The 23,820-nt window shown below is 46.9% G+C and carries 21 protein-coding genes; 9 read left to right on the plus strand and 12 right to left on the minus strand.

The annotated features are described in order from the left end of the window. Positions 1 to 54: 54 nt before the first annotated feature. The 4 genes from AC5YB1_RS05690 (at position 55) to AC5YB1_RS05705 (ending at position 4,873) form a co-directional block, all read left to right on the plus strand. A complete protein-coding gene (locus AC5YB1_RS05690; RefSeq protein WP_494521066.1) occupies positions 55 to 1,152 on the plus strand; it encodes an alkene reductase in 1,098 nt (365 codons plus the stop codon). A gap of 214 nt (positions 1,153 to 1,366) precedes the next feature. After that, positions 1,367 to 2,239, plus strand: coding sequence for a DMT family transporter (locus AC5YB1_RS05695; protein ID WP_494521067.1), 873 nt, complete (start codon positions 1,367 to 1,369; stop codon positions 2,237 to 2,239). Between the two features lie 65 nt (positions 2,240 to 2,304). Beyond that, positions 2,305 to 2,535, plus strand: coding sequence for a hypothetical protein (locus tag AC5YB1_RS05700; protein WP_494521068.1), 231 nt, complete (start codon positions 2,305 to 2,307; stop codon positions 2,533 to 2,535). A 151-nt stretch (positions 2,536 to 2,686) separates the two neighbouring features. Then, positions 2,687 to 4,873, plus strand: coding sequence for an OsmC domain/YcaO domain-containing protein (locus tag AC5YB1_RS05705; protein ID WP_494521069.1), 2,187 nt, complete (start codon positions 2,687 to 2,689; stop codon positions 4,871 to 4,873). Between the two features lie 160 nt (positions 4,874 to 5,033). On the opposite strand, the gene yghU is transcribed toward AC5YB1_RS05705, so the two are convergent. Further along, complete coding sequence (gene yghU / locus AC5YB1_RS05710) at positions 5,034 to 5,891, minus strand: glutathione-dependent disulfide-bond oxidoreductase (RefSeq protein WP_494521070.1); 858 nt, start codon at positions 5,889 to 5,891, stop codon at positions 5,034 to 5,036. Between the two features lie 309 nt (positions 5,892 to 6,200). On the opposite strand from yghU, the gene AC5YB1_RS05715 reads away from it, so the two are divergent. Beyond that, on the plus strand, positions 6,201 to 6,449 hold the full coding sequence (locus AC5YB1_RS05715; RefSeq protein ID WP_475514669.1) for a hypothetical protein: 249 nt from the start codon (positions 6,201 to 6,203) through the stop codon (positions 6,447 to 6,449). 47 nt (positions 6,450 to 6,496) lie between these two features. Here AC5YB1_RS05715 and AC5YB1_RS05720 read toward each other — a convergent pair whose 3' ends face one another. Genes AC5YB1_RS05720 through AC5YB1_RS05735 form a run of 4 tightly spaced genes read right to left on the minus strand, consistent with a single transcriptional unit; the run spans position 6,497 to position 9,277 of the window. Beyond that, positions 6,497 to 7,591: a 5-(carboxyamino)imidazole ribonucleotide synthase gene (locus tag AC5YB1_RS05720; protein WP_494521071.1), complete on the minus strand. Its 1,095-nt coding sequence runs from the start codon at positions 7,589 to 7,591 to the stop codon at positions 6,497 to 6,499. Continuing rightward, a complete protein-coding gene (purE, locus tag AC5YB1_RS05725) occupies positions 7,591 to 8,073 on the minus strand; it encodes a 5-(carboxyamino)imidazole ribonucleotide mutase (RefSeq protein WP_494521072.1) in 483 nt (160 codons plus the stop codon). The genes AC5YB1_RS05720 and purE overlap by 1 nt, the downstream gene beginning before the upstream one ends. A gap of 9 nt (positions 8,074 to 8,082) precedes the next feature. Next, positions 8,083 to 9,015, minus strand: coding sequence for a sodium-dependent bicarbonate transport family permease (locus AC5YB1_RS05730; protein WP_494521073.1), 933 nt, complete (start codon positions 9,013 to 9,015; stop codon positions 8,083 to 8,085). Position 9,016: 1 nt separating this feature from the next. Beyond that, complete coding sequence (locus AC5YB1_RS05735; RefSeq protein ID WP_494521074.1) at positions 9,017 to 9,277, minus strand: hypothetical protein; 261 nt, start codon at positions 9,275 to 9,277, stop codon at positions 9,017 to 9,019. 135 nt (positions 9,278 to 9,412) lie between these two features. On the opposite strand from AC5YB1_RS05735, the gene AC5YB1_RS05740 reads away from it, so the two are divergent. Further along, the gene (locus AC5YB1_RS05740) at positions 9,413 to 10,357 is read left to right on the plus strand and encodes a LysR family transcriptional regulator (protein ID WP_494521075.1); all 945 of its coding nucleotides are present in this window, start codon (positions 9,413 to 9,415) and stop codon (positions 10,355 to 10,357) included. 4 nt (positions 10,358 to 10,361) lie between these two features. Here AC5YB1_RS05740 and AC5YB1_RS05745 read toward each other — a convergent pair whose 3' ends face one another. From AC5YB1_RS05745 to AC5YB1_RS05775, 7 genes are all read right to left on the minus strand, one after another. Next, positions 10,362 to 10,682 (minus strand): DUF1840 domain-containing protein, encoded by a 321-nt coding sequence (locus AC5YB1_RS05745; RefSeq protein ID WP_494521076.1) that lies wholly within the window; start codon positions 10,680 to 10,682, stop codon positions 10,362 to 10,364. Positions 10,683 to 10,871: 189 nt separating this feature from the next. Further along, the gene (locus tag AC5YB1_RS05750) at positions 10,872 to 12,818 is read right to left on the minus strand and encodes a TRAP transporter permease (RefSeq protein ID WP_494521077.1); all 1,947 of its coding nucleotides are present in this window, start codon (positions 12,816 to 12,818) and stop codon (positions 10,872 to 10,874) included. Positions 12,819 to 13,006: 188 nt separating this feature from the next. Continuing rightward, positions 13,007 to 13,948 (minus strand): TAXI family TRAP transporter solute-binding subunit, encoded by a 942-nt coding sequence (locus tag AC5YB1_RS05755; RefSeq protein WP_494521078.1) that lies wholly within the window; start codon positions 13,946 to 13,948, stop codon positions 13,007 to 13,009. Between the two features lie 488 nt (positions 13,949 to 14,436). Beyond that, positions 14,437 to 16,506, minus strand: coding sequence for a M13 family metallopeptidase (locus tag AC5YB1_RS05760; protein ID WP_494521079.1), 2,070 nt, complete (start codon positions 16,504 to 16,506; stop codon positions 14,437 to 14,439). A gap of 434 nt (positions 16,507 to 16,940) precedes the next feature. Then, complete coding sequence (locus tag AC5YB1_RS05765; protein ID WP_494521080.1) at positions 16,941 to 18,008, minus strand: PepSY-associated TM helix domain-containing protein; 1,068 nt, start codon at positions 18,006 to 18,008, stop codon at positions 16,941 to 16,943. A 342-nt stretch (positions 18,009 to 18,350) separates the two neighbouring features. After that, entirely contained in the window at positions 18,351 to 18,800 is a 450-nt protein-coding gene (locus AC5YB1_RS05770; RefSeq protein ID WP_494521081.1) for a hypothetical protein, read from the minus strand. A gap of 812 nt (positions 18,801 to 19,612) precedes the next feature. Then, positions 19,613 to 20,017, minus strand: a complete 405-nt coding sequence (locus tag AC5YB1_RS05775; protein ID WP_494521082.1) for a GreA/GreB family elongation factor — start codon at positions 20,015 to 20,017, stop codon at positions 19,613 to 19,615. 1,028 nt (positions 20,018 to 21,045) lie between these two features. On the opposite strand from AC5YB1_RS05775, the gene AC5YB1_RS05780 reads away from it, so the two are divergent. The 3 genes from AC5YB1_RS05780 (at position 21,046) to AC5YB1_RS05790 (ending at position 23,702) form a co-directional block, all read left to right on the plus strand. Beyond that, positions 21,046 to 21,168, plus strand: coding sequence for a hypothetical protein (locus AC5YB1_RS05780; protein WP_494521083.1), 123 nt, complete (start codon positions 21,046 to 21,048; stop codon positions 21,166 to 21,168). Positions 21,169 to 21,721: 553 nt separating this feature from the next. Next, positions 21,722 to 22,924, plus strand: a complete 1,203-nt coding sequence (locus tag AC5YB1_RS05785) for a GGDEF domain-containing protein (RefSeq protein WP_494521084.1) — start codon at positions 21,722 to 21,724, stop codon at positions 22,922 to 22,924. Between the two features lie 97 nt (positions 22,925 to 23,021). Further along, complete coding sequence (locus tag AC5YB1_RS05790) at positions 23,022 to 23,702, plus strand: energy-coupling factor ABC transporter permease (protein WP_494521085.1); 681 nt, start codon at positions 23,022 to 23,024, stop codon at positions 23,700 to 23,702. Positions 23,703 to 23,820 lie beyond the last annotated feature (118 nt).

Consider the following 23,820-nt stretch of genomic DNA (forward strand, 5'->3'; position numbering starts at 1 on the left):
ATAATGCGCACGGTATTGCCAAGCGCACTGGCTAGACTACAGAGGAACAGCAAGATGAAACAGGCATTATTTCAACCTTTGCAATTAGGTCGTTACACGTTAGCTAACCGAATTGTGATGCCGCCCATGACGCGTTCACGTGCGACCCAACCGGGTAATGAAGCTAATGAGATCATGGCCACTTACTATGCTCAGCGTGCTTCGGCAGGCTTAATTGTGGCCGAGGGCACCCAGATCTCAGCCATGGGCCAAGGTTATGCGTGGACCCCAGGTATCTACACTCAGGCGCAAATTGATGGCTGGAAGAAAACCACCACTGCAGTGCATGATAAAGGTGGAGTGATTTTTGCCCAGCTGTGGCATGTGGGCCGCGTCACCCATCCCGATAATATCGGCGGGGCTCAGCCCATCTCTTCATCAGCCATTAAGGCTGAAAACGTTAAAGTGTTTGTTGATAATGGTAAGGCAGAGCCAGGCTTTGTCGATGTGGTTGAGCCTCGGGCCATGACCAAAGATGACATTAAGCTGGTGATTGGCGAGTACCGTCAAGCAGCGCTCAATGCCATTGAAGCTGGGTTTGATGGTATTGAACTGCATGCGGCCAATGGCTACTTAATCAACCAGTTTATCGACTCTGGTGCCAACCATCGCACCGATGAATATGGTGGCAGTGTCGACAATCGTCTGCGCTTTTTAGCCGAAGTGGTCGAGGCGGTGGTCGATGCCATTGGCGCCGATCGCGTTGGGGTACGTTTAGCGCCGTTTACATCACTTAATGGCACGGTTGATGCGAACCCCGTTGAAACCTATACCGCGGCAGCAGCGTTGCTTAATCAATATAACATCGCCTATTTACACATTGCCGAGGTGGATTGGGACGATGCACCAGAAACGCCACAGTCATTTAAACAGGCGGTACGTGCAGCCTTTAAAGGAGTATTAATTTACGCTGGTAAGTATGATGTTGAAAAAGCTGAGCAAACCCTTAATGACGGTTTAGCCGATATGATAGGTTTTGGTCGCCCCTTTGTGGCCAACCCTGATCTACCTTATCGTATTAAGCACGGTTACCCATGGGCTGAGCACGATCCGGCGACCTTGTTTGGCGGGGCAGAAAAAGGCTTAATCGATTATCCTGAGTATGCTCATTAAAGTGTCATCAGCTACCTTGCACCCAGTATAAAGGTGGTGGGTTACCTGCGATGAAATAAATAGCAACCACAGCCATGTGGTTGCTATTTACGCAAATAAAGATGAACAAAGTTCAGATTAAAAAACTTGCCATATTATGGTGTTAGGTGTTTCATGTCGTCGCCCTTTCAGCCTTGCTATTGATGCTGAATCTTACTTTATATGAGTCCCCATTATGCGCGGAGTGTTGTATCTATTTATTGCTACCTTGTTAGCTGCTGTTGGTTGGGTTGCATCGAAAATGGTAGTGATTCATATGCCAGGAGAGCTGTTTATCGGCGCGCGATTCTTACTCGCCAGCCTGCTGCTATTACCCTTTTGCTATAAAAATTTAGTTAAATTGGACGCTAAGCGGTTGTTGTCCGCTGGCGGTGTCGGCATTTTTCTTGGGGTCTCACTGCAAGTTTGGGTTCACGCCGTTGCCATGAGCCAAAGTTTGTCGGAAGGGGCTTTTATCATGAGTTTGGCGATGATTATTGCGCCCATGGTCGCTTGGCTGTTGTTTCAAGTCAGGCCCAATCGTGCCTTTTGGCTGGCTTTGCCTGTGAGTATTTGTGGCATGATGTTACTGATACTCACCAAGGGCTGGCAGGTTGATCCGAGCCAGTGGTATTTTCTATTAGCCGCGGCCTTACTTTCGGTTCATTTTGTATTAAATAAAAATATCAGCCTTAATATCAAACCATTAGATTCGATTTGTATTCAACTGTTTGTCGTTGGGGTTGTTGGCTTGGTCTATGCGGCATTGACTAAGCCTGTCGCCTTTGAGTTAAATGCGCAGTTACTATTCTGGTTTATAATATCGACGGTGATAGCGACATCGGTACGCTACCTATTGCAAACCCTAGGGCAGTACAAGGTGACTATGGAAACGGCCGCACTGCTGATGATTTTAGAGCCGATTTGGACTATGTTGCTGAGTATTTTGATGTTAGATGAGCAGTTACAGCTACAGCAGTTTGCAGGTGGCAGCCTCATTTTTCTATCACTACTGTTATATATTAAGCTGTCTAGGTATTACGCGATGAAAGCCAGACCCGCCATATAGAAGCAAGTGATGCTGGGCGGTAAAACCTTCGTAAAAGAGCATCTGCTTCAAAATAGGGACAAGTTATGTCAGATGAGAAGCTTATCTTGTTACTCAAGTGCTGCATTATGCTCGGCATTAGCCTTATTGGTGTAGGGGTTTATTTACATAACTTTAGCGAGACAATAGAGGCCATGGGCGTTAATGGCATTATTATCAGTGCGATATGTGTCGCTATCGGCATGGTGTTGTCGCTGCCCACCAAAATGTACCTCACCTTTTTACTGGTGAAGCGCGAATCTGAGCGTAACCTTTAACCACGCCCCAAGCCGCTGTATTGCCAGAGAGCTAACTCACTTAATGGGCTTTTTGGTAATTAACCCAAGACTAATGGGTCAAAAACACCGATAATTCACCTCAATGTAAGTTTTTTGGCCGCTTGGCCGCGCACGACACTGGATATATTCAATGGAAATCAAAGTTAATTTTCTCGACAATCTCAGACTTGAAGCCAAGTTTGACGATTTTACCGTTACCGCCGATCAACCGATCCGTTACAAAGGTGATGGTTCTGCCCCTAGTCCTTTTGATTATTTCTTAGCTTCGTCAGCCCTTTGCGCGGCCTATTTCGTTAAGGTGTATTGTAAGGCGCGTGACATTCCCACCGACAATATTCGCCTGTCACAAAACAATATTGTGGATCCTGAAGATCGCTACAACCAAATTTTTCAAATTCAGGTTGAGCTGCCAGATGATATCTCCGACAAAGATCGCCAAGGTATCTTACGCTCAATCGATCGTTGCACCGTGAAAAAAGTGGTGCAAACCGGCCCCGAGTTCAAAATCGAAACGGTTGAGAATCTCGACGCCGATGCTAATGCCATGTTGATGGGCCAGCCCGATGGCGAAGCGAGTACCTATATTTTGGGTAAAGATCTGCCGCTTGAGCAAACCATTGCCAATATGACTGGCATGTTGGCCGATCTTGGAATGAAGATTGAAATCTCATCATGGCGCAATATCGTACCCAATGTGTGGTCGTTGCATATTCGTGATGCAGCCTCGCCCATGTGCTTTACCAATGGTAAAGGGGCGACCAAAGAGAGCGCATTATGCTCTGCATTGGGTGAATTTATTGAGCGCCTAAACTGTAACTTTTTCTATAACGACCAGTTCTTCGGTTTGGATATCGCCAACAGCGAGTTTGTGCATTATCCCAACGAGAAATGGTTTGCGCTCACCGATGACGATGCGCTGCCTGCTGGCCTGCTCGATGACTATTGTTTAGACATTTACAATCCAGATGATGAGCTGTGTGGGTCGCATCTTATCGATACCAACTCAGGCAACATTGAACGCGGCATCTGCACCATTCCCTATACGCGTCGCTCCGATGGCGAGACGGTTTATTTCCCGTCGAATTTAATCGAAAACCTGTTTTTAAGTAACGGTATGAGCGCGGGTAACAACCTGCAAGAAGCCGAAGTGCAGTGCTTATCAGAGATTTTTGAGCGTGCGGTTAAGCGTCAAATTATCGAGCAAGAAATTGTCCTACCCGATGTGCCTATGCAGGTGTTAGAAAAGTACCCAAGTATCCTTGCTGGCATCAAGGGGCTAGAGGAGCAAGGCTTCCCTGTGGTGGTGAAAGATGCCTCATTAGGCGGTCAGTTCCCGGTGATGTGTGTCACCTTGATGAACCCGAAAACTGGCGGCGTATTTGCGTCATTCGGCGCGCATCCGAGTTTCGAAGTGGCCTTAGAGCGCAGTTTAACTGAGCTATTACAAGGTCGCAGCTTCGAAGGCCTTAACGATGTGCCTAAGCCGACCTTTAACAGCATGGCGGTGAGTGAGCCAGAAAACTTTGTCGAGCACTTTATCGACTCGACTGGGGTGATCTCGTGGCGCTTCTTTAGCAGCAAGCATGACTTTGAATTCTGCGAGTGGGATTTCTCTGGCACCAACGAAGAGGAAGCCAAAGGGCTGTTTGGCATCTTAGACACCTTAGGTAAAGAGGTGTATGTGGCTGAGTTTGATCAACTTGGCGCATCGGCTTGCCGTATTTTAGTGCCAGATTACTCAGAGGTTTATCCTGTCGAAGATTTGATTTGGGATAATACCAACAAAGCGCTGGATTACCGTGAAGATATCTTAAACCTGCATACCTTGAGTGATGATGAGCTGGTTGATTTAGTCAATCGTTTTGAAGAGAGTCAGCTCGATAACTACACAGATATTCGCACCCTGATTGGCATCGTGTTCGATGAAAATACCGTGTGGGGCCAGCTAACGATTATTGAGCTTAAAATCCTTATCTATCTTGCACTCGGTGCTCATGATGAGGCGCTGGAGCTGGTAGGCGACTTCTTGCAGTTTAACGATAATACGGTTGAGCGTGGCTTGTTCTATCAAGCGGTTAATGCGGTATTGGAAGTGACTTTAGACGAAGCGTTGGCGCTTGAACATTTCATCCAGAACTTCAACAGAATGTTTGGTGAAGCCGTGATGGAGCAAGTGGTTGGCTCGGTCAACGGTGACATACGTTTCTCTGGTTTAACCCAAACCAGTATGCAGCTTGAAGGCATAGAGCCACACCTGCGATTGATTGAAAGTTATAAGAAACTGCATCAAGCCCGTAAAGCCAAAGCTGGACTTTAATCATGGGCCTAACCACGAGTCTATGCATGGGCCGGCGCTATTAACTGCGTTAACAGATGTTGATGCTTGACCCCAAAAAAGCGAGCCTAAGGCTCGCTTTTTTAATGATGTGTTTTAACTTACGAGCCACCGATTCATGGCGTAACCACGCGACGTTAGCCTAAGGGCGCAGACTTAGTACTTGGTCTATATCGCTGGCGCTGTGGCGCTCATGGAGTTGCTCCCACGTTTCCCCCCATGTGCGGTTGACGATACGACCGCGCTGCACTGCGGATCTGGCGGCGATATTGTTGGCCCAGCGAACGACATGAGTATAAGAGTCTACCGCTAAGAATTCGGCGGCGTCATATAAATGGCCAAGCACTAAGTTGCCGTACCAAGTCCAAATGGCCATATCGGCAATGCTGTATTCATCGCCTGCAATGTAGGTGTTGTTGGCTAACTGTTTATCTAGCACGTCTAATTGGCGTTTCACTTCCATGGTGAAGCGATTGATGGGGTACTCAATCGCTTCAGGCGCATAGGCATAGAAATGGCCGAACCCGCCACCCAAGTAAGGCGCCGAGCCTTGTAGCCAAAATAACCAATTGAGTGTTTCAGTGCGGGCTGCGTGATCTTTAGGGATAAAGTGGCCAAATTTGTCGGCTAAATAAAGCAAGATGGCGCCCGACTCAAACACTCTTATCGGCTTATCACCTGAGTTATCGACGAGGGCAGGAATTTTCGAATTGGGGTTGATGGCGACAAAGCCTGATGAGAATTGCTCGCCCTCGCCAATATCTATGGTGTAGGCATCGTATTCGGCGGCGCTAACACCTTTAGCCAAGAGTTCTTCTAACAAGATAGTGACTTTTTGGCCGTTAGGGGTGGCTAGAGAATGCAGTTGCAAAGGGTGCTTGCCTACTGGCAAAGCTTGTTGGTGTCTGGCGCCAGAATCGGGGCGATTAATACTGGCCCATTTGCCGCCACTTTCTTTATCCATTGTCCATACTTTAGGGGGCGTATACTCTTGTGTCATGTGATTTCCTTGGTTTTACTGGCGTGATACTGCTTAATATCGGGATGTTTAATCTCAGTTAAACCCCTAAAGGTTATTTTTAGTTATAACACTTGGCTATCGATCCCAAGTATTAGTTATAAGTGGCGGATAAACGGCCGCAATAGAATATCTGCTGCCTTAGCCAATGATGATAGCGCAATACTGAGAGTTCACATTGTCCCCCACTTTACGGTAAAGTACGCCGCTCAAAGTGATACAGATACAGACTGAACCTCAGCTCCATTTGAGCCAATGCAGGTCAGTTGTGACGACAAGAGTAGTGAATAGATGAATAATGAACACGATGTGATCGATAATTTAGCCGAATTACGCCGCTTTATTGCCGCTGTTGAGCAGGGGGGGTTAGGTTTAGAAGGGGTCGTTGGGATTGGCATGGCGACCAATAATGCCGACGGTCGTCCCTTTGTGGCGGTGTTTGGCAATAACCACAAGTTATTGCTTGCCCGTTGGGTAACCCAAGAGGTGTTTGATACGGGTAAAGATATTGTCCGAAATGGCGCCCAACCACAGCATTAAGTGTGATTGAGCGACAGCCCTAAAGCGCCTTTGTCTGACGAGTGGCGCTAACGGGGTAGGCTAGCTTCAACTTGTGCGATCTGCTGCTGTAATTGCGCATGGTCGTAGGCATTAATGTTGATATGGCCCACTTTGCGTTGAGGTTGCGGCGTCTTGTTATACCAGTGCAAACTGGCATTGGCGGTAAGCGCCTCCCTTGGCGCTGCAGCTGTGCCCAGTAAATTGAGCATTGCCGTAGCGCCTTGAGCTTGCGTAGCCCCTAGCGGCAGACCGGCTATCGCCCTGAGGTGGTTTTCAAATTGACAGGTCATGGCGCCCAGCTGTGTCCAGTGGCCGCTGTTATGCACTCTAGGCGCCAGCTCGTTAACCAGTAGTTTATCTCCCACCACAAATAACTCCATGGCGAGCACGCCCACATAGGGCAGGGCGTCAAAAATCGCCCGCATATAATCTTCGGCGGTTTGTTGCATCATAGGCGTTATCCCCTGAGCTGGGGCGATGGAGCGCACTAAGATCCCTTGATGGTGCACATTGTCGGTTAGCGGGTAAAACCGGGTTTCGCCTGTCGTGCTGCGCACACCGATAAGCGACACTTCCCGGTCAAACGCTATCCACTGCTCTGCCAGATAATCCGTTTGGGGTGGGCTGGCAACAAGCTGTGCTAGTTGTTTATCCTCTTTGACTAGCCACTGGTTTTTGCCGTCATACCCGTCATGTAGGGATTTAAGCACCATGGGCAGACCAATCTCTTTAGCGCTTTGGTCTAAGTCGATACCGTAGCAAAAAGGTGCACTGGGGAGCTGCAGTCGGGCTAGCAGCTGTTTTTCCTCGATACGGCTTTTGCAATGGGCAACGCTATTGACGCTCGGCGCGATACGGCAAAAAGCGGCTAAGCCTTGCAGTAAGTTAAGGTCGACCTGCTCCTTTTCTACCGTGAAAGCATCTGGCTGACCTAAGGCATCATAAAGGTCTGCAAGGTTATCGCCCGCTTGCCATGGCGCAATCAGTCCTAAACCTTCAACGCAGCTTAAATCGGTATCGCTGCCTGTATCGGCCACAAAGCTAAACTTGAGCCCCAGAGGGAGCCCAGCCAGTGCCAGCATGCGGGCTAATTGACCGCAGCCAATAATGCCAATACGCATTATTCTACCTCCAGTGGCACGCTGGCAGTTTGTGAGGCTCTCCAATCGATAAGCCGCTGAGTTAAAGCGCTATCACCTAATGCCAATATTTGCGCTGCCATCAGGCCGGCATTAAAGGCACCCGACTCGCCAATGGCTTGGGTGGCCACTGCAACACCTTTAGGCATTTGCACGATAGACAGTAAACTGTCCATCCCTTTTAAGGATTTGCTCGACACCGGCACCGCAATTACGGGCAGGTGGGTCATCGCGGCAGTCATGCCGGGTAGATGTGCGGCGCCGCCAGCGCCGGCAATGATCACCTCTATGCCCTCTTTAGCCGCATTATGGCTAAATTCGACCAGACGCTCAGGGGTACGATGCGCCGATACCACTTGAGTGTGATAGCTTATCTTTAGTGCATCGAGCACTGAGGTTGCATTTTTCATGGTGGGCCAATCACTCTGTGAGCCCATAATTATGGCGACTTTAGCTTGTGTCATTGCTGCCTCTTAAGTTGTTAACCAATGTGTAAATAGTGCGTAAGTGGGGATGCCAACCAATACGTTGAACGGGAAGGTGATCGCTAACGAGTAGGTGACAGACAGGCTATGGTCGGCCTGGGGAATGGCAACGCGCATCGCCGCAGGCACCGCAATATAAGATGCGCTGGCGCCTAAGGTGGCCAATAAGATAGCGCCGCCATTGGACAGCCCTAAATAGAGCCCCAGTAAACAGCCGATAAAGCCGCCAATTAAGGGCATGGCCACGCCAAATGCCAGAATAAAGCTGCCCATCTGTTTTAGCGCCTGAATTCGACTGGCCGCCATCATCCCCATCTCTAATAAGAACAGCGCCAAGACACCATGGAACAGGTCAAAGAACAGCGGCGTGATAGAGCCTATTCGGTCGGCGCCCCAGTAGCCAATAACCAGCGCCCCCACAAGTAGGATTAAGCTTTGATTACAAAACACTTCATGCAGTAACACGCGCCACTTTACCTGCTGGCCTTTTTCTTGGGCAAGGGCGATCCCGACGGCAATCGCTGGGATCTCCAGTAACACCACAAACAGCGGGAAATAGGCTTCATAACTGATATTTTGCGATTCTAAAAATGCCACCGCGACCGCATAGGTACCAATGCTCACCGAGCCATAATGGGCCGCAATCGAGGCGCTATCGGCGCGATTAAGCTGGCCGATAAAGCGTAAAATGGGAAAGGCGATAAGGGGTAATATTAATCCCATTGCGATGACCCACATCGACTGGGGTAATAGTGCGCTAGAGCCATGTTTGGCTAGCGCTACGCCACCTTTTAGGCCGATGGCGATTAATAAAAACAGGGTCAGAGTTTGATAGAGTGCCTTAGGAAATTGCACATTGGATTTTAACAATGTGGCTAACGCTCCTAAGATGAAAAAAGCGATAGTAATGTCGAGTTGCATATTAGCGTCTGCTTAAGTCAGATGTGATGTTGACCTGCGTTGTTGATGTCAGAGGCTGACGTTGGAGGCGCGATGATGAAGTGAGTCGATTGAAAAGAGTGACAGTGCACAGGGTGAAAACCGCGCCTGCAGACAGGAGCAGTCCGCCACCATTGTGACCCTGCATGCTAGCTACACCGCCAAGTGCGCCCACTCCTGTGGCAACGAGTAAACTAAATAACAGCGCGCGGTCCTGATGTATCTGCTCAATGATCTGTTTCATCCCATCCTCGCTTGTTTTGCAGCCGATAGATTTCGGCGACTAAATTTATGCGGTGATCTTGCCAAAAATAGGTTATATATAAAAATAGATATTTATTGGTTAATATATAGATAAAAATCTATACAAGGGGCAATCATGTCACTCAGATTACAAGCCCATTTAGGCACGCTGCGGCAGATGGAAATTTTGTTAGCGGTATATGATAGCGGCAGCGTCAGTGGCGCCGCGCAGCAATTACACCTGACTCAGCCGACAATCTCGATGCAATTAAAAAAACTGGCCGATGTAATCGGGCTGGCCTTGTATAACATCGTGGGCAGAAAAGTGGTGTTTACCGAAGCAGGGTTAGAGGTGGTGAAAACTGCCACCGAGGTATTAGACAGTTTTTCTCGTTTAGAGATGTCATTGTCTGACATGGGGGAGTTAAAGTCGGGAACACTTCGCTTGGCGGTGGTGACTACGGCTAAATATTTTATTCCACACTTATTAGGCCCCTTCTGTGAGCGTTACCCCAATGTCAGCGTGCAATTAAATGTGGGCAACCGTCAGCAGATCATCGAACGCCTTAAACAAGGTATTGATGATTTTTATGTGTTTAGTCATCCTCCGGGCGATCTAAATACCGAGAGTATCGAGTTTTTTAATAACCCGTTGGTTGCCATAGCCCATGAGCAACACCCGCTGGTGCAGCAGGCTGAGGTGTCGTTAGCTCAATTATGTGATGCGCCTTTTTTAATGCGTGAGAACGGCTCAGGTACCCGTTTAGCTATTGAAAATTTCATGAATCAACAGGGCGTTAAGCTCAATGTGAAGATGACCATTGAGAGTAACGAAGCCATTAAACATTCGGTGATGTCTGGTTTAGGAGTGAGTATCTTATCGGCCCACACCCTCACGTTTGGTGGCCATATGGGGCTGGCACAGTTGCGGGTGAAATCTTTGCCTATCAACTCCAACTGGTATTTTTTGTGGCTAAAATCGAAACGGCCCTCGGCGATAGCGCAGGCCTTTTTATCCCATGTACAGAGTGAGGGGCGTGAAATGCTGCTAACCGAATTGGCCCGTTGCGAGCCGATTTAAGGTGTTACTCCCACATGACGTTGTCTTGGGATGCTTGCGCCGCCTTGAGTAATTCGATAAGCGGCAAGGCGCGGTGACGCAGGCTGACATCTGGGGCATCTTCATCTTGCTCCTTATCGGCATCGTGCTGCGCGCGAGTCGCTTCGGTAGCGGCTGGCAGTGCCGTCACGGCGGCCGATAATTTTTGTAATGCAACAGGTACGTCAGCGGCCAAAATTGCGCCGGGCACTGTGGTGCTGTGGCCCATCATTTGTAATAAATGGGTCGCAACATCGCCAAACATGGTGATATCTGAATAGTACTTTGTCTTAAATGTAACCAACATGGCAAACCCCTTAAGTGTGGCGGATGATTGGTGATAGTAGGTTAACTTTCAGTATGATGCCTTAATCATGAGCCGACTACCTAAATCGGTACTTATCATGGGAAAGCTATTGAAGCAGATTATTGTGGCGTAGGTAGGTATCGCGACAAGGCTGGCTGACGACAGCCTTGTCGCGCTAAGCATAGGCACCTAGTGATTATCAGAACGCTCAATCACATCGCGGCTTTGCCACTGTATGGTTAGCAATACCAGTAATGCTGCGACACCAGCTATACCTAAATTAAATGGATTAAAGAGTACTAAGGGAACGATGAACAGGGCCACTAATCGCTCTATTAGGGTCAGCCTGCGCAACATATAGCCTTCGATAGCGATAGCCAATGCGACTATGATGGTGCTGGTTTGTGCTATCGCAAATAGAAAGCCTAGCCAGCTAACATCGGGATTAAGCAGATCGGTATAAGCCATCATGATGGGGATGATAAACAGGCCGCCGGCTAACTTAAACGCTTCTACCGACGACTTCATTGGGTTGGCGTTTGCCACACCGGCGCCAGCGAAGGCCGCCAATGCGATAGGCGGGGTGACATTGGAGGTTTGCGACAGCCAAAATACAATCAAGTGGGCGGTCAATAGCGGTAAACCAAAGTCACCCAGCATGGGCACGGCCATTACGGCTAGTACGATATAAGCTGCCGTTACCGGTAAGCCCATCCCCAGCACTAAGGCCACAATGCTGACCAGCCCTAGCGCTACCAACATATAGCCACCAGAAAAATCCATCACAAACTGGGTAAACTGCAAGCCAATACCGGTTTGGCCGACAACGCCTACTATGATCCCCGCCGCGCCACAAGCCACCGAAATCGGTAGCGCCAATAGCGCTCCGTTTTTCATGCCTGAGATAAATTTTCGTAAGCCGATGCGGCTATGTTTACGCAGCCCTGCGGTTAATAAGATTGCCGCGCAGCCTGCCACGCCCACCAGTAGCGGTGAATACGCCAGCATCAGCAGCACTGTGATCAGCACTAAAGGGATAAGGTGATGGGCGCCATCTTTCATGACGGTGATCACCGCTTCGGTGCGGCTTTGAGCCTGCAAGTTGAGCTTACAGGCCATCAGATGCACATAGAGCAAGGTACAGAAAAAGTACAAGATGGCTGGTGCTATCGAGGCTAACATGATGTCGCTGTAAGGCACGCCAGTAAACTGCGCCATAACAAAGGCGCCAGCGCCCATGATAGGAGGCATGATTTGCCCACCGGTGGAGGCTGCGGCCTCAATCCCCGCTGATTGCTCCGGGGTATAGCCGAGCTTTTTCATCATGGGAATCGTGACCGAACCTGTGGTAACAGTATTGGCGATGGCCGAACCTGAAATGGAGCCTAACCCAGCTGATGCTAACACCGCGGCTTTTGCCGGGCCACCGCGGTATTTACCGGCAATCGAAAAAGCCAGATCGATAAAAAACTTACCGGCGCCTGTCACCTCTAAAAACGCGCCAAACAACACAAAGATAAACACTGTGGTGGCGGCGATCCCTAAGGCGGAGCCGAACACGCCATTGGCGGAGTAAATCTGAAACTGGATCAGCTCTTGTAACGAATAGGCCTTAGTCGCTAACGCGCCAGGTAGCATATCCCCAAAAGCGCTATAACTGAGAAAGAGCAGTGCTATCAATACCATGACAGGGCCTACTGTGCGGCGACAGCCCTCCATCAATAATCCCAGCAAGGCGCAGCCCGCAATAAGATCGGCGCTGCCCAAGCCATACAGTAGATGATCGATATCGTTGTAATCAAATATCCACAGACGATAACCGGCAAAGACGGTGGCAGCGCACAGCACGAGATCGATTGCACGCCCTGGGAGATAGAGCTTGCTATAGCGGTTAGCAATCAGTGGGTAATGTAAAAAAATCAGCACCAACACCCAGGTGAGGTGGATAGGGCGAAAGTAGGTGGCCGATATTGTCGAGGTAATGCCTTGCCAGATCTGAAATGCCGAGAGTGCGACAGCAATGGCGAGGATCCCATAGCCAAAGAGTGTCACAATGCGCTCAAATGGCATCTGTCTATCGTTCACGAGAGGTGAGTTACTTCGATCGGCAGATGCATTGTGTTCAACTGCACTCATAAAAAATCCTTTATCAAACGGGAATGTTGACGGCTCCGCCGCGGCTTAGCCTGAAAATCATGTTACTGGCTACTGATATAAGCTGACAAAGGCAACTGTGTAGTTGCCTTTGTCAGTGATGCCAATGTTAGATACATCAGTTTCGCGGGGTAAATGCGCGGTGCATCAGCTCAGTGATGCTCTGCGGTTTACTTCGCGCTGGCATCCTTAGCAATTGAATCGAAATATTGCTGCGCGCCAGGGTGCAGTGGCACTCCCTTTAGGCGAAACGCATTTTCAGGTGTAGTCGCTTCGGCCACTTTAACCACTTTACGTACTTCGGCCATGTTTTCGAATGCCGCTTTGGTTAAGTTAAACGCCATTTCATCGCTCATCGTAGCGCTCACAACCAATACGTTCCACACACTTAATGTGGGGACGGCGTCTACCTTGTTGTAGACACTTTCAGGGATAGTGTAGCTGCTGTAGGCTGGGTATTGCGCCATGAAAGCCGCACTTTGCTCATCAGTGATCGGGATAAGATTGATATCATGGGTCAGAGCCACTTGGGTTACCGCGCCCACCCCTTGGCCGCCGACAATAAAGCCTGCATCGATTTGACCATTGGCTAAGGCGTTAGTGGTTTCTGAGTAGTTAAGATAAACCGCATCGATATCGTTTTTGATATCAATGCCCATCGATTCGAGCAATGCTGCAGAGGTTACGGCGGTGCCACTGGCTGGCGCCCCTAACGAGATACGCTTACCTTTTAATTGGTTTAGTGAGGTGATGCCCGATTTTTTGAGGCTGATGGCATGCACTAGGTTGGGATACAGCGCAAACAAGGTATTGACCGGCATAGCGCTCTTAAATTTACCTTCACCTTTGTAGGCATCAAGAACCACATTGCCCATGGCGATGCCGGCAATCATATCGCCTCGAACCACTTTAATGGTGTTCTCTACCGAGGCGGCGGTGACTTCGGCTTTCACATTAACATCGTCAACATGTTCAGACCATACTTTGGCTAAGGCGCCACCAAAGGGATAGTAAATACCGCTTTGGCCGCCAGTTCCGATGGAGTAGTTTTCGGCATGAAGTGCCGTTGGCAGCATAAGCAGTAGAGCGAGTGCTAAGACGCGATTAATCATAGTCGTTTCCCTTTTTCTATCAAACAGTGAATGTGACTGCAATAAAATTGTTTTAAATCTTATTGTTATATTATTCTTGTGGTTTTATTTGTTGGTTCAACGATAGCTTATCTGTCGTTCACGCACCTGATGCTCCAAGGTTGTCAGCGTGAACATATTAGACGATAACTTTGCTTCTTTGTTGCAAGAAGTGTTTTAATTGGTAATGCTTTTGAGTTTTTAGTGTTGTTGATAGTCAGTTAATACGTGATTGATGTCAAGTTACTGGGCTGTGGCTGGCTAAAGTCTGTGCGGTAGTGCAGATGATGTTAAGGTTATTTTCGAGATCAGTGAGGCGTTGATGCGGGTAAAGTTGGGCAGGAATAGACATGTAAGCTATAAAAATGCCAGTCACAGTGACTGGCATTTTAGTTTAGTTGCGTGGTCAATAAGCGATATTGCTCGGTAATTACTTAGCTATCACTTAGTTCACGCTTATCTTGTTTGGATCACCAAATGCGCACGCGCTCTTCTTCGCTGAGGTATAACGCATCGCCAGGTTGCACGTCGAACGCCTTGTACCATGCATCATGGTTACGTGGCGCGAGCGCGCGATAACGGCCCGGGGCGTGAGTGCCACCGCGCAGTTGGTTGAGCATGCTCTGCTCGGTGCGTTTTTCTTTCCACACCTGTGCCCAAGCCAAGAAGAAGCGTTGATCGCCCGTGAGGCCATCGATAATTGGGGCTTCTTTGCCGTTGAGACTGAGCTTATAAGCATGATAGGCCATAGATAAACCGCCCACGTCGCCGATGTTTTCCCCTAGGCTATTGCGGCCATTGACGAAGTTATCAGGAAGCGGTTCGTATTGACTGTATTGCTCAGCAAGACGATCGGCTTTGGCATCAAAGGCGGCGCGGTCTTGATCTGTCCACCAGTTACGTTGAATGCCATTCGCATCAGACTTTGAGCCTTGGTCATCGAAGCCATGTCCCATTTCGTGACCAATAACGGCGCCAATACCGCCATAGTTAACCGCAGGATCGGCGTTAGGATCAAAAAACGGTGGCTGTAAGATGGCCGCAGGGAAAACAATTTCGTTAAACGAGCTATTGTAGTAGGCGTTAACGCGTTGTGGTGTCATGCCCCAGCGGTTACGGTCAGTTTTTTCTAGCTCTTTAGCGACGCTATCGGCTCTAAAAAACTCTCTGAGGTTAGTGACATTGGTGACTAAGTCGGTGCGACTTAGGGTTAAACCATCAAACTCTTGCCATACGTCGGGATAGCCAATTTTGGGGGTAAAGGCTTTGAGTTTGGCGTGGGCGTTGACTTTGGTTTCGTCGCCCATCCAGTCGAGCCCATCGATGCGCTCACCTAAAGCAGTGCGTAGGTTCTCTACTAATTGCGCCATCTGTTGCTTCGATGACTCAGGGAAGTAGCGCGCCACGTACACTTTTCCGATAGCAAAGCCCAGTGACTGCGTGCCAGACATCTGCTCTACAGCACGCTTCCAACGTGGGCGAGGCTCTTGCTGACCGCTTAAGGTTTTACCATAAAAATCGAAACTGGTGGCGTAGATATCTTCCGACAATAATTCGGCATTGTTACTGATGGTGTGGAAGGTGAGGTAATCACGCCAGCTAGCCAAATCCTCATTATTAATTAAGGCGATCATGGCGTTAACTGGCTCAGGCTGAGAAATATTCAGCTGCGGGACTTGGTAGCCCGTTTGGGCAAAATAGCGATCCCAGTTAAAACCTGGATATTGTTTACTTAAGTCCTCACGTTTAATTTGATTGAGGGTCAAATCACGGTTGCGGCGCTTCTCTCTGGGCCATTGGCCTTCGGCCATCTTGGTTTCTAACGCTAAAATCGCCTCGGCGCGCACTTGGCCATCTTTAATACCAGCAAAAGCCAGCATATCGGCAATATGAGTCACATAAGCCTTGCGAATATTAACGAAGCGCTCGCTATCTTCTAAATAGTAGGAGCGATCGGGTAAGCCTAAGCCGCCAGCGCCAATGGACATCTCATATTGGTTAGGGTCGAGGCGATTGAACCACATCCCACCCCCAATGGGTGAGGTGCTGCCGATAAGCCAAGACTGACCAAATAGGGTGGTTAAATCGTCGGTAGAATCAATAGCCGCAATGCTATCTAAGGTGGGCTGGATAGGGGTGATGCCACGTTTGTTGATGGTATCGGTATCCATATAGGCGTTATAGAAATCGGCAATTAGTTGCTCTTCGGCGTTAAGGTTATCGCGAGCGGCAATATCATCGATGATCTCTTTGACCTGTTTCTCGCTGCGCTCGGCTAATGCGGTAAATGCACCATAACGAGTCTTATCGGCTGGCATCTGGTAGTTGTCGTACCAAGTGCCGCTGGCATACATAAAGAAGTCATCGCCAGGTTTAACGGCTAAGTTGCGCGCGGTTAAATCGACCCCAAAGCTGCCCAGTTCGGCTTGCTTGCTTGGGGTGGTGACTTCACTTTTTACATCGCTGGTATTTACATCAGATGTGCCACAGCCACTAAGAAAAGTGCTGGCCAATGCGATGGCTATTAAGGATTTTTTCATTGTTTTATATTCTTCCTTGCTGGTGGTAGCTTGTTGATTGATGTTGTTTATCTTGTAAGACTGTCAAAAAATGTCAACCGTATAATTGTTAGCAAAGTTTTAACCGACAAAAACACGGGGCCAAGGGGGGGGCTGAGGAGGTTATTGGGAGGTTAAGCTAAGAGGGACTCTTGGGTTGGAACTGGGCTGGAGCGCTTAGGGGATATGTTACCTCACCTTATGAATTATTCTACTGAGCCTTAACGTGCTATTGGCCAAGACAAGATTTGCAGATTGATAGAGATTGATAGAGACCTTCATGTCCGTGGGCGATACCAAACTCATACCCCTGATGGGCCATTTTGCTGCGTCAGTGAAATAATTGTGGGATATGGCGTGCATAAAGCTCAGATAGCGGGCGGCTATCTGAGCCTAAGGGGGTTACTGGCTAACCATTAATGCTGGAGATTAAGTGCGTAACTGCGCTTACGTTTAAAGGTGCGTCGACAAAAGGTTACTAAACTAAACGATAAGATCAGTGTGCCGACACCGGATACTAAGGTGATCAGCACCACATAGCTCAGTGGCATATTGAGCGCATCATGCAGTGGTCTAACAAACGTCGCTATTTGACCCGAAAGTGGTCTGTCGCTGTGTTTGAGTGCAGTCTGAATGATACCTTGCTGATAATTCATACTGATTTGGTCGGCTTCACGTAACCAGACATCGCTGTGGCTATCAAAGCGTATGCTGTAGATGAGCTCGGGTGTCTTGTTGTTACGCGGCTTACTCACGGCGACCAACTGAGATTCAGGCCAAAATTGCTGGGCGTTATTCAGCTGGCTCAGCCAGTCACTTTGTTGGCTAACCGGATATGGTATATCCGATGATGGCACTGATTTTACTGCATCGATCCACAGCCCTTTGTAAGTAATTAAAAAGCCGCTAATGCACAAAATAAATAGCGGGACAGAAATAAATAATCCCAGTTGTATATGGCTTTTTACCAAGCTGCTGGAGCGAGTGTTACGCGGAATACTCTGCTTGAGTCGAAACGACTTGCGCACACGCCACCACAGATAAATACCGACCAAGGTGATTGCGCCGCCCAGCAGTGATGCCCAAGCGTTAGTGTACTTACCTACATCGCCGAGTAAAAAGTTACGATGTAACCAAAAAATAGTGCTGTAAAAGGGAATGTCGGCAGAGGCACTGACAGACAGCTCATTGAGCTGATTATCGAACGCGATAGACTTGCCGCGCATCGATGCTTGAATATAGGGTTTGTACTCGGTAGGAAAGCGTACCGTGGTCATTTCAGGGTAACGTTCAAATAGCGACTGCAGAGCAGCGGCTTTCTGCTCAGTGGATAAGTGCATAAATGTCTGCCCGTGGTTATCGAGCCGCTTAATGATATCGACGCTGCCTAAATACACTCCAGTGGTTAATACGAGTAGCATGGTGATGCTGACACAAAAACCGACCCAATTATGGAACCACTTTAATGCTGGTACTAGATTCATATTGATCTTCTCACTCTACGCAGCGGTATTGCTGGCAGATTCTCCGTGATTAATGTTACGTGGCGATCATAAAAAGCAAGATTGCTTTTATGGTTAAGCCAATACGTAAACTTAAAATTATTTATGAGAATGATAATTACTCTCAACAAGAAGTTCAATTAAATAAATGTAAAGTTGTGCGGTTGAGTTCACAAATTATAAGGCGCGCCACTGCAGCTAACGTATTGCGGTCATAAGCCGCAGTGGATTATTAGTAAGCGAAGGAGTGAACGATATGATTGCCATCGTCTGAGACGGTAACTTAAGCCTGATAATCTTCATGCTTAAGTCTCGAGCGTAGGATTACTTGAGAATGATCTCTCGCATTCGATATTCGCCGGTGAGGGTTCTGACCTCGGGGTATTTTGCAGAGATCTCTTCAGACATTTTTTTATCTGCTTCAGTCCATTTTTTCATGAAAGCATCGTACTTTTGTTTGTTGGGTTCCAAGTCGCTGGCATTTTCGAAGGTGACCACTAACAACATATTAAAATCACCACTGGTGGGAAGATCGCTGCCATAAATTTTCCAGTCTTTAATGTAACCCAGTTCTTTTTGAATGTTAGCCGCTTTCACCCAGCTATCGCGCAGACCCGCTAAGTAGACGTCGCCCATATTAGGGTCGATACGCACTGTGGTGATGGCAATGATCTCGCTGCCCAGTTCATAATCCTGATAAACTTCAAGCCTGTCTTTAGCTACAATCGTGCCACTCAATAAGGTACCCAATAAGATAATTAACAGATTTTTCATTTTATTTGCTCCGGTGAGTAAGATATCTACATGCTCATTCGAACCTGTGCTGTATGAGCCTCAATGAGTATAGACAACTTAACATTCGCAGAGGCTATGCATTAAAAAGACGTATCTGGGTTATTTTGCTTATTTACTCAATGTGATAGGTGAGGGGAGTTGCTGAAGGTAAAACGGGTATGGTACAAACATTAAAAAGGAGCCTAACGGTCACTGCTCAATGATCTGTTAGGCTCCGATGACTTATCATTTCAAAGAGGCGTATGCCTTAAACATGACTTTCATGCTTGCAGCGATAAACTAATCGGACGATTTTTGGCGCTCGCGTTTATCTTTACGTTTCTCTTTTAATGAGCGTTGTGGCGCTTTCTTTGCCTTTTCTTTACTCATAGATATCGACTCCAACGTTTAACTCGCCATCAAATACCGCGCCGTTATTCGATTTTGATCGCTTGGGCTCAATTATTATTTCCAGCTCAAATTGAGGCGTTATATACATTAATCCATTTGATATTTAAGAGTTAACCTCACTGAAGCGTCATACAATTTATATCGCTTCTGGTGATATTTTTGGGCGCTTACGTTAAAAGCGCTGCCATGCTATTGAGTAAATGTCGCCCCAAAATGCGGTTAACGGCTTAATGATTTATCAAGTTAGATTAATCTTCACGGCCAATAAATGCCTTCAAAATAACATCTCCTTCTACATGAGCATGTCAGCCTAAGCCTTGTGCTTTGGGTTATCGACGTTCGCCGCCAGCCGCCACCAACAGCGAGTAAAATAAGCATGATGCCACGGAGCTGAGCATGCTTTAGTGTAAAGTCGTGCGGGTTTTCTTGTTACTACTTACCTGGGTGATAATAAAGAGCACTGGTTTGCCTAAAATATTAACTTGAGCCATCTCCCCTTTAGACTGCCCCAGTAAACTGGCGCCTAAATCAGAAATAACTGAAAAACGTCCTGCGCTGGGCTTGTGTTTGGGCGGGTAGACCAGTTCTATTTGATATTCTTGTTGGTCTTGCATATTCACAAGGCTGACTTGGCACCCGACACCAATTTTATCGCTTGAAGCGTTATCTTGAAGATCATCTAATTTTGCAATAACACCAGCCAGTGCTGTGGGGCGCAAAGATGCATTAAAGCTATTCTGTAAATAATAAGATTCAGTTTTTAATGTTAATGTCTGAAATACATTTTTAATAAATGAAGTAATCATATTTCCTCTAGTAGGTTAAAAGTGAGAAAAGATTAATTCGAGGTGTAAGTTTGTCAGCTTATATCGATATTAATATTTTTTATTTAGTGATTTTGCCGAGCGCAAGCAGCGCCCGGCTTATACTGGGAATATAAGTGAGAAGCGCGTTAGCACGAAAAAGTTGCAGCTTAGAATTGGGGCGCACTTTTTCTGGGAGAATAGTGATGAAAATGTATCGGTAAACATAGGTTTTACATCTCCAGTCGCTGTTAATAAAGGGGGGTTGTACGCTTAATGTTACTAGCATTTATCTAAGTTAGCCTCTGTGATAAATGCCATTCTAAAACTATTTACTCACTAATTACGAGTTGCAATTTTCACCTAGTGTAATAGCTAAGTTTTAGAGCGATTTTTATAATGGTCGTTCGTTTTTAATGAACTGACCTATACATTAGGCCAACTAAAAAAATAAAGCAAGCCTGATCATTTTATCGTGTGTTTTTTTATTTTTTAAGCAATTAATATGATAGTTATAAATAAAAAAGTTTAATGAGTAGTATTAATACCTGCTGAAATAAAGAGTATGGTCCATTTTTTAGCGGCAGTTTGCTGAATGATAAATGACAAGGTCTAGGATTAGGTTGAACCCCAGAGGTATGTAAAGGGGTTAGCGTTTCATTCAGCTATCGATAACTTATCATTTTTGATTAACTATCTACCTGAGGAATCGACAGTCTAGAGGGCGTGAAAGCGATTTAATGGTATCGTCCTTAGAACTGTAACATCTAGGATTAGCTTAACTTATTCTAATGAATCACTGGTTTTTATCGCTGAGTTTAGTGCTAGTATGGAGGGGTCTTAATGCACAGGTAGGAAGCTGACATCACACCAATTTTAACTAATTAAATTAATGCGTTGTATTAATAGTGTGTATTGCATATTGAGCAAGTAACTTACGTTTACTTCAGGACATCAAACGCTCGTTAAAATGACTAAGCTGTGAACGGTTAGCCTTAGCTAAGATGCCCCAGTAAACACTGGAGCTAAAAATGAGTAAAGAACATAAAAGCGGTAAAGAGAACAAGAAACAACCTTTAAAAACGGCTAAAGAAAAACGCAACGATAAATTGGCGAAGAAAGCCAACAAAGGTATGTTTGACAAGATTAAGTAACCAAGATGGTATTAGCGTTGTGCACGTGACACCTAGTCACTGGCAACGATTGTAGGATAGAGGCTGGCAGATACTGCTGGCCTTTTTGTTTTTCGCTTTGCCAATTAATGCTTTTTAACGCCTAATGAAGTAGGCAATTATTAATTGCCCTACTGCGCATCTTAATCCTCTCCGACTCCGCTGAACTTGGCTATTAAATACCCTAGGTGATCCAGAGATAATGGTTGTCAAATCGCCTCGCAATGCTCAAGAGGTGAGGCTAAACGCATTAAAAATCTCACTCTTTGATTATACTGGTTCAAATTTTGGCGCAATTTTTATTAAGCCATGAGATTGTCAGTTGCGTTAGTGTGCTATCTCATTTCACGCGGGTATTTGTATTAAATGCTGGCTGCAGTACTTTAGCGCCACGTCAAAACGGTCGCTTTGAGTCAGTTGCATCGTTCAGTTTGTTTATTTTGCTGCCTTGGATTGGACCGCCACATTTTTACAGGCATCTATTGACGACCTGCCTGTATTACCTATGTTGAATATGGTGATTATTGGAGAAATTTTGAGTCATTTTTATCACTCTTGCCGCTATCTGCTTGCCCCGTTATTGCTTACTGGCCTGTTATTGGGCGCCATCGATTATTTTAGTGCTCGCTGGGTGGGCTGGCTCGATACCATACAGGTGATGCCATATTGGTTACTTGCCATTGCGGCGCTGATCGCGCTGCAATTTAATCGTAGTCGCCTCAGTTATATTGCCAGCTTATTATTGCTGTTTTATGCGCTAACCCAGCATGGACTGCTAAGTCGAGAGGCTTATCAATGGGTGTTTATTGGCGGCGGGGTCATCACTGCGGCATTCTGTTTCATCAAAGACCGTGGTTTGCTCAGTATCCATACTTTGGTACGTCTTGGCATTATTACATTAAGCTTTTTAGCGGCTTATTTATGGTTAACTCTACTGGAGCATTCTCCAGAGATGGCGCAGCAGGTGCGTGAACGCTATCTGCCTTTCTTGTCTGCCAATGGCTTAGCCACATTACCGGTATTCTTAGCTGGCGCGGTCATGTTGTTTAAGCTGATTAAAGACAGTAACTTAGTGCATACGAGTCTTGGGCTGACGTTTATTGTATGGCTGATGCATTATTACGCTGCTGATTGGCAGTCGTTGGCGGTGCAGCTCAATATGATCGCCGTGTTCCTGTTATTGACTGTACTGTTTGACTCTTATTTTTTGGCGTATCGCGATGAGCTCACCGGCTTACCTTCGCGTCGAGCTCTGTTTAATCTCAGTTTGTCTTTAGGTCGAAAATACACAGTCGCAATGGTCGACATAGACCACTTTAAGAAGTTTAACGATACTTATGGCCACGATGTGGGCGATCAAGTGCTTAAGTTGGTGGCGGTAAAACTGTCGCAGGTCACTGGCGGCGGTAAGGCATTTCGCTATGGTGGTGAAGAGTTCACTATTGTGTTTGCTAATAAGCAAGCTAAACAGGTAATTGAACATCTCGATGCGGTGAGGCAATCGATAGAAGATTACGACATTGTGCTCAGAGAAACTAAGCGAAAAGCTAATCAGAATAGCCATGCGAGCAAAAATCGTAATAAAAAAGCGGTCGATAAACAGCGTATTGTCAGTGTCACGGTATCAATTGGGCTAGCCGAGCACCTCGGTGATCAAAATTTTGAGCAATGCATGAAGCAGGCCGATAAAGCCTTGTATAAGGCCAAGAAAAAAGGCCGTAATCAGGTGTGCGCTTAACCATGTCAGCCATAATATACTGAGCAGTATTGCGCCAAGGAGCTAATTGATTACGTACACCAATTTAAGATAAAGCCTAGTGCTAATTGGAGAGAGCATGACGGAGTTTTTACTGCAGCGACTCAGCGATATCAATTGGCATTTAGGCGGTGCCCAGTTGTTCTCGCTATCGCTACTGCTCATTTGGTTATGGGCGATTTGGCCGAGCGCCGATATAAAGACGCTGATCAACGATAAAGCGTTGCAATCACGGTTGTTATTAACCACCTTTGCCATTAATGGATTATGGTTACTCGATGCCAGTATTACCGCTGGCATCCACCTGCATTTTTTAGGTCTCGTCACCCTTATGCTAATGTTTGGCTGGCGTCTGGCAACGGTCATAGCACTATTACCTGTACTGTTTTTTGCCACCTTTATTTTAAAGCAACCTTTTGATTTTGCAATTTATACATTGGTTGCCATCGCCTTGCCCCTGTTTCTTTGCTATGCCGTTTACAGCATGGTGTATCAATATTTACCGCATCATCTGTTTATCTATATTTTTTGCGCGGCTTTTATTAATGGCTTGCTCTCTATGGTGTTTCATATGGGGGCTTGGTCTGCTTGGCTATGGTTAAGTGGTGATTACCCATGGGATTACTTGGTAGATAACTATTTGCTGTTAATTCCCTTGCTGGGTTTTCCTGAAGCGCTACTCAATGGTATGGCAGTGACCATGATGGTGGTGTATCGCCCACAATGGTTATATGACTACTCAGACAAGCATTATTTTTAGTTACGGCTTAAGCGGTAATATTTGTTGGGTCTACAGGACGATTTATTGGTATCATAGCGAGTAAATTATATAGGCGTGCGCCGGTTTTAAGGCGATGCATATCGACTGTACTCGAACA

The sequence above is a fragment of the Shewanella sp. 433 genome, assembly GCF_059338565.1.

Excerpts from the sequence above, each read along its gene's own strand:
- AC5YB1_RS05690 (WP_494521066.1), top strand. The coding sequence starts at position 55 with ATGAAACAGGCATTATTTCAACCTTTGCAATTAGGTCGTTACACGTTA.
- AC5YB1_RS05695 (WP_494521067.1), top strand. The coding sequence starts at position 1,367 with ATGCGCGGAGTGTTGTATCTATTTATTGCTACCTTGTTAGCTGCTGTT.
- AC5YB1_RS05700 (WP_494521068.1), top strand. The coding sequence starts at position 2,305 with ATGTCAGATGAGAAGCTTATCTTGTTACTCAAGTGCTGCATTATGCTC.
- AC5YB1_RS05705 (WP_494521069.1), top strand. The coding sequence starts at position 2,687 with ATGGAAATCAAAGTTAATTTTCTCGACAATCTCAGACTTGAAGCCAAG.
- yghU (WP_494521070.1), bottom strand. The coding sequence starts at position 5,891 with ATGACACAAGAGTATACGCCCCCTAAAGTATGGACAATGGATAAAGAA.
- AC5YB1_RS05715 (WP_475514669.1), top strand. The coding sequence starts at position 6,201 with ATGAATAATGAACACGATGTGATCGATAATTTAGCCGAATTACGCCGC.
- AC5YB1_RS05720 (WP_494521071.1), bottom strand. The coding sequence starts at position 7,591 with ATGCGTATTGGCATTATTGGCTGCGGTCAATTAGCCCGCATGCTGGCA.
- purE (WP_494521072.1), bottom strand. The coding sequence starts at position 8,073 with ATGACACAAGCTAAAGTCGCCATAATTATGGGCTCACAGAGTGATTGG.
- AC5YB1_RS05730 (WP_494521073.1), bottom strand. The coding sequence starts at position 9,015 with ATGCAACTCGACATTACTATCGCTTTTTTCATCTTAGGAGCGTTAGCC.
- AC5YB1_RS05735 (WP_494521074.1), bottom strand. The coding sequence starts at position 9,277 with ATGAAACAGATCATTGAGCAGATACATCAGGACCGCGCGCTGTTATTT.
- AC5YB1_RS05740 (WP_494521075.1), top strand. The coding sequence starts at position 9,413 with ATGTCACTCAGATTACAAGCCCATTTAGGCACGCTGCGGCAGATGGAA.
- AC5YB1_RS05745 (WP_494521076.1), bottom strand. The coding sequence starts at position 10,682 with ATGTTGGTTACATTTAAGACAAAGTACTATTCAGATATCACCATGTTT.
- AC5YB1_RS05750 (WP_494521077.1), bottom strand. The coding sequence starts at position 12,818 with ATGAGTGCAGTTGAACACAATGCATCTGCCGATCGAAGTAACTCACCT.
- AC5YB1_RS05755 (WP_494521078.1), bottom strand. The coding sequence starts at position 13,948 with ATGATTAATCGCGTCTTAGCACTCGCTCTACTGCTTATGCTGCCAACG.
- AC5YB1_RS05760 (WP_494521079.1), bottom strand. The coding sequence starts at position 16,506 with ATGAAAAAATCCTTAATAGCCATCGCATTGGCCAGCACTTTTCTTAGT.
- AC5YB1_RS05765 (WP_494521080.1), bottom strand. The coding sequence starts at position 18,008 with ATGAATCTAGTACCAGCATTAAAGTGGTTCCATAATTGGGTCGGTTTT.
- AC5YB1_RS05770 (WP_494521081.1), bottom strand. The coding sequence starts at position 18,800 with ATGAAAAATCTGTTAATTATCTTATTGGGTACCTTATTGAGTGGCACG.
- AC5YB1_RS05775 (WP_494521082.1), bottom strand. The coding sequence starts at position 20,017 with ATGATTACTTCATTTATTAAAAATGTATTTCAGACATTAACATTAAAA.
- AC5YB1_RS05780 (WP_494521083.1), top strand. The coding sequence starts at position 21,046 with ATGAGTAAAGAACATAAAAGCGGTAAAGAGAACAAGAAACAACCTTTA.
- AC5YB1_RS05790 (WP_494521085.1), top strand. The coding sequence starts at position 23,022 with ATGACGGAGTTTTTACTGCAGCGACTCAGCGATATCAATTGGCATTTA.